General features: G+C 66.1%; 14 protein-coding genes and 1 tRNA gene. 6 read left to right on the top strand and 9 right to left on the bottom strand.

Features of this window, described 5'->3' with window-relative positions:
- Window positions 1-127: 127 nt before the first annotated feature.
- Both GGR46_RS10860 and GGR46_RS10855 read right to left on the bottom strand, forming a co-directional pair.
- Complete coding sequence (locus GGR46_RS10860) at window positions 128-1,144, bottom strand: dipeptide epimerase (RefSeq protein ID WP_183997571.1); 1,017 nt, start codon at window positions 1,142-1,144, stop codon at window positions 128-130.
- Between the two features lie 10 nt (window positions 1,145-1,154).
- Window positions 1,155-3,128 carry a serine hydrolase domain-containing protein gene (locus tag GGR46_RS10855; protein ID WP_183997569.1) on the bottom strand — a complete coding sequence of 658 codons (1,974 nt, stop codon included), beginning with the start codon at window positions 3,126-3,128 and terminating at the stop codon, window positions 1,155-1,157.
- Window positions 3,129-3,277: 149 nt separating this feature from the next.
- Here GGR46_RS10855 and GGR46_RS10850 point away from each other — a divergent pair, with 149 nt between their 5' ends.
- The gene (locus GGR46_RS10850) at window positions 3,278-3,907 is read left to right on the top strand and encodes a helix-turn-helix domain-containing protein (RefSeq protein ID WP_183997567.1); all 630 of its coding nucleotides are present in this window, start codon (window positions 3,278-3,280) and stop codon (window positions 3,905-3,907) included.
- A gap of 121 nt (window positions 3,908-4,028) precedes the next feature.
- Here GGR46_RS10850 and GGR46_RS10845 read toward each other — a convergent pair.
- Together GGR46_RS10845 and GGR46_RS10840 are read right to left on the bottom strand one after the other, a co-directional pair.
- A tRNA-Gln gene (locus GGR46_RS10845) sits at window positions 4,029-4,103 on the bottom strand.
- A gap of 23 nt (window positions 4,104-4,126) precedes the next feature.
- Window positions 4,127-5,224, bottom strand: a complete 1,098-nt coding sequence (locus GGR46_RS10840) for a branched-chain amino acid aminotransferase (RefSeq protein ID WP_183997565.1) — start codon at window positions 5,222-5,224, stop codon at window positions 4,127-4,129.
- Between the two features lie 67 nt (window positions 5,225-5,291).
- Between GGR46_RS10840 and GGR46_RS10835 the strand changes: the two genes are divergently transcribed.
- Entirely contained in the window at window positions 5,292-5,777 is a 486-nt protein-coding gene (locus tag GGR46_RS10835) for a MarR family winged helix-turn-helix transcriptional regulator (RefSeq protein ID WP_183997563.1), read from the top strand.
- Between the two features lie 169 nt (window positions 5,778-5,946).
- Here GGR46_RS10835 and GGR46_RS10830 read toward each other — a convergent pair whose 3' ends face one another.
- Window positions 5,947-6,612, bottom strand: coding sequence for an O-methyltransferase (locus GGR46_RS10830; protein ID WP_183997560.1), 666 nt, complete (start codon window positions 6,610-6,612; stop codon window positions 5,947-5,949).
- A gap of 97 nt (window positions 6,613-6,709) precedes the next feature.
- Here GGR46_RS10830 and GGR46_RS10825 point away from each other — a divergent pair, with 97 nt between their 5' ends.
- Window positions 6,710-7,372 (top strand): TetR/AcrR family transcriptional regulator, encoded by a 663-nt coding sequence (locus GGR46_RS10825; protein ID WP_183997558.1) that lies wholly within the window; start codon window positions 6,710-6,712, stop codon window positions 7,370-7,372.
- Window positions 7,373-7,528: 156 nt separating this feature from the next.
- Window positions 7,529-8,044, top strand: coding sequence for a hypothetical protein (locus tag GGR46_RS10820; RefSeq protein WP_183997556.1), 516 nt, complete (start codon window positions 7,529-7,531; stop codon window positions 8,042-8,044).
- Between the two features lie 134 nt (window positions 8,045-8,178).
- On the opposite strand, the gene GGR46_RS10815 is transcribed toward GGR46_RS10820, so the two are convergent.
- Window positions 8,179-10,101 (bottom strand): Svx/AvrXca family virulence/avirulence protein, encoded by a 1,923-nt coding sequence (locus tag GGR46_RS10815; protein ID WP_221262701.1) that lies wholly within the window; start codon window positions 10,099-10,101, stop codon window positions 8,179-8,181.
- 543 nt (window positions 10,102-10,644) lie between these two features.
- Here GGR46_RS10815 and GGR46_RS10810 point away from each other — a divergent pair.
- Window positions 10,645-11,364, top strand: a complete 720-nt coding sequence (locus tag GGR46_RS10810; RefSeq protein WP_183997554.1) for a hypothetical protein — start codon at window positions 10,645-10,647, stop codon at window positions 11,362-11,364.
- Window positions 11,364-11,822 (top strand): hypothetical protein, encoded by a 459-nt coding sequence (locus GGR46_RS10805; protein ID WP_183997552.1) that lies wholly within the window; start codon window positions 11,364-11,366, stop codon window positions 11,820-11,822. The genes GGR46_RS10810 and GGR46_RS10805 overlap by 1 nt, the downstream gene beginning before the upstream one ends.
- Window positions 11,823-11,878: 56 nt before the next feature.
- On the opposite strand, the gene GGR46_RS10800 is transcribed toward GGR46_RS10805, so the two are convergent.
- From GGR46_RS10800 to GGR46_RS10790, 3 genes are all read right to left on the bottom strand, one after another.
- Entirely contained in the window at window positions 11,879-13,120 is a 1,242-nt protein-coding gene (locus tag GGR46_RS10800; RefSeq protein WP_183997550.1) for a dienelactone hydrolase family protein, read from the bottom strand.
- An 84-nt stretch (window positions 13,121-13,204) separates the two neighbouring features.
- Window positions 13,205-13,813: a hemerythrin domain-containing protein gene (locus GGR46_RS10795; RefSeq protein WP_183997548.1), complete on the bottom strand. Its 609-nt coding sequence runs from the start codon at window positions 13,811-13,813 to the stop codon at window positions 13,205-13,207.
- Window positions 13,814-13,872: 59 nt separating this feature from the next.
- Window positions 13,873-14,619, bottom strand: a complete 747-nt coding sequence (locus tag GGR46_RS10790) for a pyrroline-5-carboxylate reductase family protein (RefSeq protein ID WP_183998775.1) — start codon at window positions 14,617-14,619, stop codon at window positions 13,873-13,875.
- Between the last annotated feature and the right edge of the window lie 28 nt (window positions 14,620-14,647).

The following is a 14,647-nucleotide window of genomic DNA, read 5'->3' as shown; positions in this document are numbered from 1 at the left end:
TTCGATGTCACCCGCCCGTATCGGGGCGGTGGCGGCCGTGCGCACTTTGGCGCTTCCGGCCCTCTATTTGCCTGATCAGGATGCTATTATCCTGATTGGAGAAGAGTCAACCTAATTTGCAATTATGTTACGATGCCGCGTGCGCGACCTTCGCAATGTTTCCCCAGACGGCGGCGGGGCAATCGATATGGCCGTCGCGATAGACGATGCCGGGATCGCGGTCGGTAGCGAGGAAGGTCGGCCCGTCGAGATCGACCACGTCGCAGAGCTGGCCGAGCAACCAGGCCGGCGCCATCGCCCAGCTCGATCCAACCATGTTGCCGACCATCACGTCGAGCCCGAGCGTTCGTGCCCGCCGGGCGATCGCGATCGCCTCGGTGAGCCCGCCGCACTTGTCGAGCTTGATGTTGACCGTCTGGAACCGCCCGACGAGTCCATCGACATCGGCGAGCGTCAGCGCACTCTCGTCCGCCGCGATCGGGATCGGCGACTTGAACCCGTCGAGATCCGCCTCCCGCCCGCGCGCCAGCGGCTGCTCGAGCAGCGCGATCCCGCATTCGACCAGCACCGCGATCAGCGGATCGAGCTCGTCCGCCCTGAAGCCCTGATTGGCATCGACGCCGATCCAGCATTCGGGCCGCGCCGCCCGCACCGCGCGCACCCGGGCGATGTCGATGTCGAGTTCACCGGTCAGCTTGAGCTTGAGCGCCCGCGCATCTCTATAAGCCCCCGCGCCTTCCGCCATCACCGCCGGATCGTCGGCGCCCAGGGTGAAAGTAGTAACCAGCGGGCGCGGCTCGGGCAGGCGGGCGAGCTTCCACACCGGCACGCCCTCGCGCTTCGCTTCGAGTTCCCACAACGCGCAGTCCGCTGCGTTGCGCGCGCCGCCCGCCGGCAGCACCCGCTGGAGTTCGGCGCGGGTCATGCCGCGTTCGAGCCCCTCGCGCACGCTCTCCACTGCGGCGGTCATCGTCGCTTCGTCGTCGCCCAGATAATAGACGCCGCTGGCCTCGCCGCGCCCCGTGTGGAGGCCGTCAGACAGGCTGACGACCACCACCGGAGACTCGGTGAAGACATGGCCGGAAATGCGGAACGGCTTGGCGAAGGGCAGCCGTTCCACCGTCACGTCGAGCACGCGGCGCATCACCACGTCCTCAGAACTCGGTCCCGAACGAGACCAGCTTGTAGACCAGCGCCATCCACAGGATGAAGAAGCTGCCGAGCACGAGCAGCACGCTCCAGATCCGCGCGAACCAGCCGCGCTTATCGCGCCAGGTCAACCAGGCGTTCCACACCGACAGGCCGAACATCCCGAAGAATGCCAGCGTGCCGACGAACTGGACGAGCAGGATCAGCCAGTCGGTCGAGCCATGGCTCTCGAAATTCTCGAGCCCGCTGATGATCACGAACCAGCCGACGAACACCGCCAGCACCAGCCAGGCGAAGCCGCGCAGCACGCGGTAGGTGCGCTTCGCCTCGCCTTCGAGCTTGAACGGCGCGGCATAGCGGCGGCGGACGAACCAGCCGACCGGCCAGGACAGCGCAGTGAGCAGCACCACGCCCAGCCCGAACAGCACCGCCGGCAGCAGCCAGGCCGAATCGAGCGCAGCGGGCGTGCGGTACCAGATCATGAAGGGCGAGACTTCGCCGAAGCTCCAGCGCACGACCTTGCCGTCGACCACCTGCGCGGCGAGCCGCTCATGGCCATAGGCGTCCTGCCAGACGAAGGGCGCGACTTCGATCAGCTTGCGCGGGGCGCCACCCGGGCTGGTCAGCGCCGGGATCACCGGCCGCCCCTCGGCGTCGAGCGTCACCTTCGTATCACCGATCAGGCCGATGATCTTGGCGAAGCTCGAATCGATCCGGCGGCTGTTGGTCCAGGTGCCGACGAGCAGCTTGGCATGCTCCTTGGCGGTGGGCAGCTCGACCGGCGGCGCCTTGCTTGCGGCTGGCAGATAGCGGTCGGCGAACGCGTCGAACAGCGAACCGCGCAGCACGCGGGTCACCCCGTCCTTGCCGCTGCTGTTCATCGAGATGTACAGCCCGACATTGTCCTCGGGGAAGATCCACAGATCGCTGTGGAAATAGACCGTGTCGCCGCCATGCGCGATCGCGCGGTGGCCGTTGATCCGCTGCTCGTAGAAGCCGAGCGCCATCTGGTTGATCGCCGGGATCGCGCTGGCCTGGGGGCCGTGCATCAGCTTCGCGGTCTCCGGCTTGAGCAGCGGGCCGCCGTTCGCGAGATGCGCGATCATGAACTTGGCCATGTCGCCGCCGCTGATCGCCGAGGCGCCCGCCGGCGCCATGCCGATCAGCTCATAGCCCTTGGCCGGGCCCGAGCCGAGCTCGTACCCCTGCGACATGAACGGCTTGAGATTGGCGGGCAGCGGCTGGCGGAAGCTGGCATATTGCATGCCCAGCCGGCCGAAGATGTTCTTCTCGACATAGTCGTCGAAGCGCATCCCCGATGCGCGCTCGACGATATAGCCGGCCAGCGCGGTGGCATAGTTGGAATAGGCCGGGGTGGTGCCGGGCGCATAGATCCGCTCGGGGATGCGATGCTTGAGCACGTCGCCCAGGCTGGGGACCGGCTTGTCGAAGGTCAGCAGCCCCTTGATGATCTCCTCGAACCCGGCCGTGTGCGTCATGATGTTGCGCAGCGTGATCGGCTTGCCCTGATAGGCCGGGATCTTGAAGTCGAGATACTGGTTCACATCGGCGTCGAGGTTCAGCTTGCCCGCCTCGACCAGCTGCATCACCGCGGTCCAGGTATAGAGCTTAGAGGTCGAGCCCGGTCGGAACAGCGTGGTCGCCGGATCGACCGGCTTGCGCTTCGCCACATCGGCATAGCCGAAGCCACGCTGCGTCACGACCTGGCCGTCCTTGACGATCACCACCACCGCGCCGGCGACATCGCCCCGCGCCAGCGCATAGGGCATGAAACCGTCGAGCCAGGCGTCCGCATCCACCTTGGTCAGATTGGGCGCGACCGCGGGGTGGGCCGTCGGCGCGGACGCATTGGTCTGCGCTACGGGTGTGAGCGGTGCCGGTGCCTGGGTGAAGGCCGGCACCGAAATGGCGATGCCGAGCAACCCCGCTGCCAGCACCCCTAGCGAATTTTTCCACATGAGCGCGTCGTCCTCCCTCTTCCCTGGCCAGGACTCCGGCATGTCGATTGCGCCGGTATGTGTCTGCGGCTAGGCTGTGATATGTAAACTGATACGCCTGATTAGGACATGATGATCCTATTCAGAGAAATGTCAAACCGAGGTGCCGCATGGCCACGAAGCTGAAGGCCGAACATCCGACGCTGGGGACACTGCTGAAAGCGCTGCGCGCAAGGAATGGATGGACGCTCAAGGAGATGAGCCTGAAGAGCGGCATCCCGGTGTCGACCCTGTCCAAGGTCGAGCATGACCGGCTGACGCTGACCTATGACAAGCTGCTCCAGCTCAGCCAGCGGCTCAACATCCGCATGTCCGAGCTGTTCGCCGAGAATGATTCGGCGCCCGAGACCCAGGTGACGGCGCGGCGCAGCATCGGCGATCTCGATCGCGCGGTGCGGGTGAACACTGCGAACTACGACTATTATTATCTCTGCACCGAGCTGCGCCGGAAGCGCATGATCCCGGTGATCACCAAGGTCCGCGCCAAGACGGTCGAGGAGTTCGGCGACCTCGTCCACCATTCGGGCGAGGAATATATCTATGTCGTCAGCGGCAGCATCGTCGTGCACACCGAATTCTACGATCCGGTCACGCTCAAGGCCGGCGAGTCGATCTACATCGATTCAAACATGGGGCACGGCTATGTGACCGGCGAGGATTGCGACGAGGCGGTGATCCTGGGCGTCTGCTCCAGTGCCGAGGACGGGCTGATGGATTCGCTGCTCAACCTGCACGGCTGAAGCTCGTTTGCTTCGGGCGGCAGGCGAGCCCGGTGCCAGCCGAACCCCAAGAACCTCAGCCGCCACCCCGGAATATATGTAGAATTTTCAAGTATTTATAACCGAAACATGAGGATTCGGTTGGCTGGGGCGGAAGGATTCGAACCTTCGGTACACGGTACCAAAAACCGTTGCCTTACCACTTGGCTACGCCCCAGCAGAGCGGGCGCTTATAGGGCCTCAGCCGATGCGTTCAACCCAGCCGTGCGGATCTTCCGCCGTGCCGCGCTGGATGCCGCCGAGCTCGGCCCGGAGCTTCTCGGTGAGGAGGCCCGGACCGCCATTGCCGATCACGAATTCATAGCCGCGCCCGCGCACCTTGCCGATCGGCGTCAGCACCGCGGCGGTGCCGCAGGCGAACGCCTCGCGCAGCTTGCCGCTCTCGGCATCGGCCTTCCACTGGTCGATCGAATAGCGCTCCTCGCGCACCTCGATCCCCTGCGCCCGCGCCAGCGTCAGCAGCGAATCCCGCGTGATGCCGGGCAGGATCGTGCCGCCCAGCGGCGGGGTGACGATCGAGCCGTCGTCCATCACGAACATCACGTTCATGCCGCCCAGCTCTTCGACATAGCGGTTCTCGACCGCATCGAGGAACACCACCTGGTCGCACCCCTCGCCGATCGCTTCCTTCTGCGCGATCAGGCTCGCGGCATAGTTGCCGCCGCACTTGGCCGCACCGGTGCCGCCCGGCGCCGCCCGCGTGTAATGTTCCGACACCCAGAGCGTCACCGACGGCGCACCGCCCTTGAAATAGGCGCCCGCCGGCGAGGCGATGACCATGTAGAGATATTCGCTCGACGGCTTCACGCCCAGGAACACCTCGCTCGCGAACATGAAGGGGCGCAGATAGAGCGAGCCGCCCTCGATCTCCGGGATCCACTTCTGGTCGACCTTCACCAGCTCGCGGATCGAGCCGAGGAACAGTTCGTCCGGCAGCGGCACCATCGCCATCCGCTCGGCGGACTCGCGGAAACGGCGGGCATTCTCGCCGGCGCGGAACAGGGTCACGTCGCCATCGGGCGTGCGATAGGCCTTGAGGCCTTCGAAGATCTCCTGCGCATAATGCAGCACGGCGGTTGCCGGATCGACCTGGATCGGGCCGCGCGGCAGGATCTTGGCGTCGTGCCAGCCCTTCTCGGCCGAATATTTGATCACCGCCATGTGATCGGTGAACACCTTGCCGAACCCGGGGTTCGCAAGCACCGCGGCACGATCGGCGTCGCCGACCGGATTGGGGTGCGCTTCGAACTCGAAATCCAGGATCGTGGTGTCGTTCATCTTGCTCTTCCCGACTCTGCCTACTGCGGCTTGCAGCGGGTTAGGCGCGGTGGCAGAAAGCGTCAACATGGCTGCCCCAATTCCTGCATCCCCGCTGTTCCTGCGCGAGCCCGAGATCCGGCGCGGCGTGGAGCTGCTCTATTTCGGGTACGCCCATCTGACCCGCTCGATCGATGCGGGCCTTGCCGATCAGGGGCTGGGCCGCGCGCATCACCGCGCGCTGTACTTCATCGCGCGCAAGCCGGACCTGACGGTGAGCGAGCTGCTCGCGATCCTCTCGATCACCAAGCAGTCGCTGGGCCGGGTGCTGACCGAGCTGGCCGAGCGCGGCTTTGTCGAGACGCGCACCGGCGACAAGGACCGCCGCCAGCGCCTGCTGCGCCTGACTCCCGCCGGGGCCAAGCTGGAAGGCGAACTGTTCGACGCGCTGCGCGGCAAGATGGCGGCCGCCTATTCCAGCGCCGGACCGGGCGCGGTGGGAGGGTTCTGGGCGGTGCTCGAAGGGCTGGTGCCCGACGAGGAACGCGCGGTGGTGGCGGCGCTGGGGCGGTAGACCCTAATTCCTCCCTCGGAGCGTAGCTCCGGGGGAGGGGGACCGCGCGACGCAGTCGCGTGGTGGAGGGGGCTCACCCCTCACCAACTGAGACGTCGCGCGCGGATATGCCCCCTCCACCACGCCCTGCGGGCGCGGTCCCCCTCCCCCGCTGCGCGAGGGAGGATTTTCAAACCAGTCGGATCGACAGCTCGACTTCGTCGCTGAACGGCATCGACATGTAGCCGTTCGCCACCGAGCCGACCCGCTCCAGATATTCCGGGCAGTAATCGGCATTGTCGGCGATCAGGATCGTGCCCGGGCGCAGGCGGCTCTCGAGCCGGTCGAGAATGTCCGAATAGAGCGCCTTGGCACCGTCGAGCAGCACCAGATCGATCGTCTCGGGCAGATCGACCGCCAGCGTCTCCAGTGCATCGCCTTCGCGGAACTCGACGAGGTCGGCCAGGCCGCCTTCGATCAGGTTCGCCTTGGCGCGGGCCAGCTTCTTCGGCTCGAACTCGCTGGTGATCAGCCGGCCGCCGCCATTGTCGCGCAGCGCCGCCGCGAGGTGGAGCGTCGACAGGCCGAACGAGGTGCCGAACTCGACGATCGAGGTGGCACGCGTCGCGCGCGCCAGCATGTAGAGCAGGCCGCCCACCTCGGGCGTCACCGGCAGGGCGAAATCGGCGAGCTTCGCGTAGAAGTCGCGATACTGGGTCTTGCTGCGCATCATCTCGCGATGCTGCTCGGTGGTGGTGCCGGCAAAGGCCGGGCTCTGCGCCGGCGGGTTGGCATCGACCTCGGCGAACAGGCGCGCGAGCAGGGGCGCCACGGGGGCGCCGGAAAGCGTCGTCATCTTGGGTTTCTCCATGTGGAAGCAGGGGCTTGCCTGCTGGACCGGAAAATACGACTAGTTCGTCAGTTTTGACTATTCGCATTGGCGGAGAGCCTACATGATCGACCGCCGAACCACCCGCGTCGCCTCGCGGAAGGACCCCAAACAGGCCCGCTCGAACCAGCTGGTCGAGGCGGTACTCGACGCCGCTGTTCAGGTTTTGACGAAGGAAGGTGCGCAGCGTTTCACGACCGCGCGAGTCGCCGAACGGGCGGGCGTGAGCGTCGGTTCGCTCTACCAGTATTTCCCCAACAAGGCGGCGATCCTGTTCCGCCTGCAAAGCGACGAATGGCAGCGGACCTCCGCGCTGCTCCGCGGCATCCTCGAGGACCAGGCCACCCCGCCCCTCGCCCGGCTGCGCCGGCTGGTCCGTGCCTTCATCCAGTCCGAATGCGAGGAAGCGGCGATCCGCACCGCGCTGAGCGACGCCGCCCCGCTCTACCGCGATGCGCCCGAGGCGATCGCAGCCAAGGCGGAGAATGCCGAAATCTTCCGCACCTTCCTGCGCGAGACGCTGCCCGATGTGCCCGGCGACAAACGGATGCTGGCGGGCCGGCTGATCAAGATGACCTTCAGCGAAGTCGGCAGCAGCTTCTCGGAGACCCCGCGGACCGAGGCGGAGATCGAGGCCTGGTCGGAGGCGCTGGCAGACATGTTGTGCGGCTATGTGGAGAAGCTGGCGGGCGAAGCTCGGCCTGGAATTGCGACCCTCGAAGCGTGACCGTGCGCGGCGGGAACTCGGTGGAGAGCTGTTGGTCCGCTTTCGAGTTTGCGGATCGAGTTAGTGGCCGCGAGGCTCGGCTCTTTGATACAGCCAGCCTAAGCCGGATCGTCACTACGCTTGTCACGGCGAGCAGCGGAATTTGAGGAGAGCGTGATGCGTCACTGGACTTTGTCGACCGCGATCGGAGCTGCAATCCTGATCTCCGGCTCAGGCTCGGCCAGCCCGGCGCAAGGTGTGGTTTCAGGCAGCTATGTCCTGGACCGGGAACGGAGCGACGACGCCTTTGCAGCGATCGAGAGCGCTATTGCCCGCCTTTCCAACGCCAGGCGCCCTCTCGCTCGCATGAGGCTGCGCAAGTCCATCGCTACGGACAGAATTAGAATCTCGAGTTCAGGAAGTCGATTCTCGATCAAATACGATGCCAAAACACCTATCGATGTTTGGATAAGCGGAGAGCCGATCAAGTGGAAGCTCGTGGAAGGGCTTGTTTTCGATGTGTCAGCAAAAGCGAATGGTGAAGCCATTTCGCTGACATTCCGTGGGACCGACAGCGAGCGGACCACAGTGTATCGTAGCGTTGGGCAGCAATTGGTGGAGGAGACCACCATCATCAGTCCACTGCTCTCTGCGCCAATCGGCTATAAGCTCGTCTATAATCGAGCGAACTGACAGGGTCTCAGAGTCGGACGGGCAGCGGTTTGCGGTTATCCGTCACGTCATCCCATGCACCGGCAGGTGCACTCCTGACTAATCGACTCCGCCCACCGCTGCCCGTCCAAGCCTCTGGCGCTAGCGCCTGTACCTCAGGGCCAGCTGTAGTTCGGCGTCGCGGTGACCTCGGTCGGCGGCGCGGTGAGGTTTGCGCCCTGCGCCGCGTCGTTGATCGTGTTCGGATCGACGAAGCCGAAGAATACCCCGTGATTGGGCGACGCGCCGCCGCGATGCTCGACGTCACCGATCAGTTGCGCCGTGCCGCTCAGCGCGATGTTGGTCTCGAAATAGCCGAGCGGCATGAAGGTGGTTCGCGCCTTGGCGGTGCTGGTGAGCGACGTGTTGCCCGCCACCACTGCCAGCCCGCCGGCGACCGCGCTGCCCGACAGCGAGCCGCCAAAGACGGTCGCATGATCCTCGACCCGCGCATTGCCGGTGACCGATCCCGAATAGACCCGCGCATAGGGACCGACATAGGCGGTCGATGCCACGGTCGCGCCCGCGGCGACCCAGCCCCCGCCATTGCTGTGCTGGTGCCCGCCCGTGATCGGCGCCGGCGCGCCGCTCTCGAAGCCCTGGGGCTGGGCGCCGGTCAGCTGGACCATCCAGGGATAGCGGTAGATGCTGTAATAGGGCTGGTCCCAGCGGATCTTCTGGTTGGCCGTAGGCGCCGCGATCACCACCATGTAGACGCGCTGGTCGCCGGGCTGGAGCGCGAAGTTGATCGTCGTGTTGGCCGAGCTCTGGAGCGCGCTGTAGCGGCTGCCGCCCGTGCTGGTGATCGCCACCACGCCCCAGCGCCAGCCCGAATTCGGTGCGGGGATGCTCGTCGGCTCGTTGAGCAGTCCGGGCAGGCTGCTGGTGTTGCTGGCCGACTGGGTGACGCCGCGGAAGGTCACGCCGATGCTCGTCGCACCGCTGTCCGGCACGAGGCGGACGAGATTGTAGCCCCAGCGCTGCGGCGCCTGGGCGAAGGGCACGGAGAACTTGCGCGCCGAGAGGTTGACCGGATCGAGCCGGGTCGTGCGATTGAGGCGATAGCCGTTATAGCCATAATCGCCATTCTGCGCGGCGTCGTTGCTGCCATAGGCGGCACGCATGATCGCGCCGTGATCGGTACCGTCGGGATCGGTATAGTCCCAGTTGACGTTGTGCATCGCCCACTGGCCGAAAAAGTCGTTCAGCTGGGATACCGACCACCCCATGTTGCTCATCAGCACGGTGAAGGGGTCCGCGGTCAGGTAATTGGCGTCGGTCGTCTTGGGCGCATTGCGCCAGATGTTGTTGACCGCGGCATAGCCGTGAACGTTCTTGAGATACTCCCAGAACTGGAAATTGCAGTAACGGTCGCGCGTGGAACCGTAATAGAGGTGCGGCGCGTTGACCATCAGCTCCGAGCAGTGGACGTTGCTGCGGTATTGCGGGCGCTGGGTGGCCATCCAGTTGGCATGGCTTTCCCACATCCAGCCGACAAAGGGCGAGTCGCGCAGGCCGCCCGTGCCGCCCTGGAGCGCATGGGTGAATTCATGTGCCAGCCCGAAATTGTCCGCGAGCGCGCCGGGGCCGATCCACATGCCGGGATTGCCGGATCCGTCCACGCCGCCGCTGAGCCCGAAATCCCCGATCCAGATATTGACCTTCTTCTTGGCGGTGCTGCTGCACGACGGCGCCGGAAAGCCGATCTGGTCGACGAACTGGGTGTAGATCGATTCGAGCTCGTTCAGCGCGGTCTGCGCCGCCGCCGTGGTGGTCGTGCCGCTGGTCCAGCGCATCGCGAAGTGCGCGGACTGGAGCTGGACCGCCGGGGCATCCGGCATGGCGACGACGCTCCATGTGCCCGTCTCGCAGCCATTCGCATCCAGGGCCGCGGCCGAGACGCCAGCGCTTGCCTGCAGCACCCGGGCATCGGCCTGGGGCACGGTGACGGTGCCGCTTGGAAGTTCCTGTCGGGAAGACGAGGCGGCCGCCGCGACGGAGACCAGGATTGCGGAAGTCGACACGAGAATTGTCTTCATGCGCATGGATGCCCCCTAAGAATAGTCTGTCCGTATTATGTATACGATCGTCAATGATTTTATCTGTGCTGTCAACTAGCCTCCCTCGACCACGACATCCGTGGAATTTCGTTGGCTGATCAGTACTGTAAGGTGACGGAAGGCAGTGGGCGCCTTCGCCGCCAGAACAGAATTAGCGGCGTGTTTGCCACTATGAATGCTTCACGCACGCGCCCCGAGTCTCGCGCGGACAAGGCCGAAGAGGGGCGGTCCGATCAAGACGGCCTTCTGCGAAGTGGGCAGCAGATACTCCGAGGCCAGAGGCGAAGATCGAGGCCAGATCTGGTGCGCCGGCGGACATGCTGTGCGGACATGTGGAGAAGCTGGCGGAGAGGAGCACAGCCGGCCCAAGATGAAGCGGCACGTCACACCGCGCCGATTTCGCGACAAGCCGCACCAAACCGCAATTACGCGGCGCTATACTTGCGATTAGTCTGGGTATCCTCAGATTCCCGAGGAGCGCGTATGGGTATTGCCCCCTCCACTCGACCCGGCCGCCCGCCGATGCCGAGCCTGATCCCGCCGCCACCCGGCCCCTTCCTCAGCGATGCCTATTATCAGACCGGCACGGCCGATCCGCGCCTGCGCCACGATCCGGGTGCGGGCGCATGGCGCTCCAAGCCGGCGACGGCCGGCACCGTGGCACAGCTTGCGGCGATCCGGTCGATCCTGGGCGTGCCGACCATGGTCTATCCCGGCACCAATGCCACCAAGCACATGGAGCATTATCTGAACAACACCGGCAGGGACTATGTGATCGACCTGGAAGACATGATCGCATCGGTTCCCACAGCCAAGCGCGCGATGATCGCCGAATTCCGGCAGGCCCAGAACTTCATCACCGCGCTGCCGAACGGCACCCATTATTTCACCTCGCGCGCCGGCGAGAGCGCCTACAACTACAAGGGGGAGAGCGCCGACTGGTTCTTCGCGATCGGCGGCTACACCTATTGGGGCAAGGGCGTGGCGAAGGTCTCCGCCGGCACCAGGGGGCGGCTGTTCGAGGTCGATTTCGAGTACCACGTCTATGACCGCTACAATTGGGACGGCGGCAAGAAGGTGACGATCGGCGGCATCGAGGTGACCGACGAATTCATGGGCGAGTTCCACCGCCAGGGGCTGGCCAAGGAGTTCGATTGCCATGGCAAGATCGCGCGCCGCTTCACCTGGGAAGGCGCCGCCACGCCGGGCGAGCAGGCGATCCTCAAGAAGCCGGGCCGGTGATGCGCCGCGCCCTTCCCGCCATGCTGGCGCTGCTCGCCGCAGCCTGCTCCAACGCCGCCGACGGCAACGCCACCCCCCTTCCTTCCAACAACGAGGTATCGATGCAGGACGCGCAATCCGTGGCCAGGCAGATTGGCGTCACCTTCCCGGCCGGCGCGACCGTGGAACATGCGGGCCAGATCGAGGGCCGCGACAATGCCGCGCAGGCCATATTGCTGATGCCGAAGGCGGATTGGGCGGCCTGGCGTGCCACGCTGGTGCCCGGCAACGCACCGCCCTTCTCCGCCGATGCGAATTTCCACCTTGGACCGGACGACGGCAACTGGACGCCCGGCAAGACGCCGGACCTCACCACCGTGCAGGTGCCGTGGCGCGAGGGCAATGAATCGCTCAATATCGGCTATGCGCCGACGAGCGGCGGCAAGGTGCGCGTCTTCCTGTTCTGGCACCAGCTCTAGGGTTCGCCGGAAGACCTGGCGGAATGCGGAGGGGCGCTTCACGCCCCTCCCTGCCTTCAATCGAGCTTGAGCACCGCCGTCGCGGCCGAAGCCGGGTCCGCCCGCTCGAGCAGCGACTGCTCGATCGCCAGTCCGGTGCGGGCGACCTTGCCCGAATAGGCGGTGCGCCCGTTGACGATCACCTTCACCGGACGATCGAGGTTGAGCAGCTGGTCCGAGAGGCGCAGCGTGGTGCCGGCCGGGACGGTACCCGTCAGGGTGATGGTCTGCCCCTCCACCGAAGCGATGATCTGGTCGCCGGCCTTGGCCGCCGCCGCATCGGGGATGTGCAGCCAGTAGAAGCGGTCGTGCGTCACATCGTCCTGCAGCCAGACGATGCGCTTCGGCCAGGGATTGCGGGTGAAGCCGGCCATCCAGGGCAGCGCCTCGGCATCCTTGCGGTTCATCCAGTGCGGCAGGCCCGGATAGATGCGCGACATATGGACATAGCCGCCCGGATCGGCCGCGTTCAGCCGGTCGAGCTCGGCGGTCTTGTCGGCGGCGATCTTGTTGCGGTCATAGGCGGCATCGGCACCGCCCATGAAGATCGCGAAGGGCAGGTTGCGCAGGCCGAGCACCGAGGATTCGTTCGGATGGCCCGCCATCATCGCCGCCGCGGCGAAGCGATCGGCCATGCGCGGCGCGAGCTGCCACACGCCGTCGCCGCCCGCCGAGTAGCCCATCAGATAGATGCGGTTGGGATCGACGCCGTTGATCGCCACCTGCGCGTCGATCAGCGCCTGGAACAGCGGGTCGATATGCCCCTCGTGCCACAGGTTCCACGTATCGGTCGGCGCGCGCGGGGCGAGATAGATGCCCTCGGCCGGCTCGTAGAGGCGGATCTGGTTGCGCCATTGCTGGTCGTTCACCGCCGGCTCGGCATTGCCGCCGCCGTGCATCGAGATCCACAGGCTGCGCTTGCCCGGCACGGCGCTACCGAAAGTCTTGCTTTCCCACTTCAGCGTCTTGTCGCCGATGGTGATCTGCTTGGCGGCCACCGCGTCCGCATAGCGCGCGGCAGTCGCGTGCATCCGCTCGGCGGCGAGCAGCGCCAGCGTGCGATCCGCCTGGGCGCGGCTGAGCGGACGGGTCAGCGCGGAATCTTCGAGGCGGCGCCCAGCATCGGGCCGGGCCAGCCAGGCCTCGATGGCGGCGACCGGCGGCTCGGCGCCGACCGGGCCGGCCTGGACCGGCGAGACGGAAAGAATCAGCGCCGGAACGAGCGGGCTGGCGGCGAGCAGGAGACGGAGCGTACGCATGCCGTTCCTCTAGCGAAACGGCACTAGCTGTCGACATGTAATTGTTAGCGCTACCGTTTTCCTGCCGCCACGGCACGGATGGCCCTACGCGACCTTGAACCCCTCCTTGTTCATCGACAGCGTCAGCGCCTTGTTCTTCTCGTCGCTCAGCTGGGCGCGCAGCATCGGAAACAGGCGGAGTTCCTCTTCCTCCATATGCTCCTCGATATCGGCGCGGAACTGGCGAACCTTGGCGATCCAGTCCGGCGAGGCGGTGGGCGTGTTCTCCAGCTCGTAGAGATACTGCTTCACATAGCCATGTTCCTTGGTGAGTTCGTCGGCAGCATCCTTCTTGCCGACCTCGCGCAGCGCCGGGTAGATGACATTCTCTTCCTCCACCGCATGCTTCGTCAGCGCGTGCTTGAGGTGTGCGAGCAGCAGGTTGCGCTTGGTCGTGGAGCGTTCGTCGGTCGCCTCGATCTGGTCGAAGACCTTGCGCGTCGCCTCATGTTCGGTGGCGAGCGCCTCGTCCCAATTGCCGGCAAGCGCGGTCGGCGCCTGAACCACGGCCTTGCGGCCGAGCAGTGCGAGCACGCCCAGCGCCATGCCACCCGCGGCGGCGCCGGCGATCACGCCGAGATTGTGCGTCGTGCTGGTGCGCTTCGATCCGGTGAAGCGGCCGCTCTTGTCGCGGGTCGCGGTGGTGGTCGTCATGCTACGCCTCCGATGTTCGCTATCAACGGAACAACGGTGCAGGCGCGCGGGCGTTCCGATCAGCGGCGGGCGGCGGCCGCCATTTCGGCACTCCGGCGCGCGGAAGCGTCGAGCGTGGCGCGCAGCAGCGCCTTGATCGCGTCGTCGGCATCGAGCACATCGAGCCCCTTGCGGGTCGACCCACCCGGGCTGGCGACCCGGTCGGCGAGCACCGAGGGCGGCGCATCGGCCCGGGCAGCGAGCAGGCCGGCCCCCTCCACCGTGGCGACGGCGAGGCGCAGCGCCTGTTCCTCGCCGAACCCGATCGACACCCCGGCCGAGGCGAGCGCATCGATGAAGCGATAGACAAAGGCGGGGCCGCAGCCGGCGAGCACGCCAAGCCGGTCCAGCGCGGCCTCGTCGCCCCATTCGACCAGCCCGAGCGGCTGCATCAGGGCATCGACGGCGTCGCTGCGGGTGCCGGCCAGCCCGACCACGCCCTTGCCGATCGCGACCGGCAGGTTGGGCATGGCACGGACGATCGCACCGGCCCGGAACCGGTCCGCGAGCGAAGCCAGCTCGACGCCGGCCAGAATGGAAAGGAGCAGCGGCACGCCGGCGAAGCGGGTGCCATGGGTCGCGGCGATCTCGTCGATCTGCTGCGGCTTCATGCCGAGCATCACTGCGTCGGGCAGCGGCCCTTCGGGGAATTCGCGGCCCTGGCGCACGCCTTCGGGCAGGTCGCGGTCCTGGCGGTTGACGACGAAGACCCTGGCAGGATCCGCCGTCCCCGCTTCGATCCAGCGGCGCAGCATCGCGCCGGCCATGTTGCCGCAGCCGACCAGCCAGAGCGTG

The sequence above is a fragment of the Sphingomonas kyeonggiensis genome, from assembly GCF_014196745.1.
GTDB classification, from domain to species: Bacteria; Pseudomonadota; Alphaproteobacteria; order Sphingomonadales; family Sphingomonadaceae; genus Sphingomonas; species Sphingomonas kyeonggiensis.
Note: the sequence above shows the minus strand (reverse complement) of the source record. Positions and strands in the feature narration are given on the sequence as shown.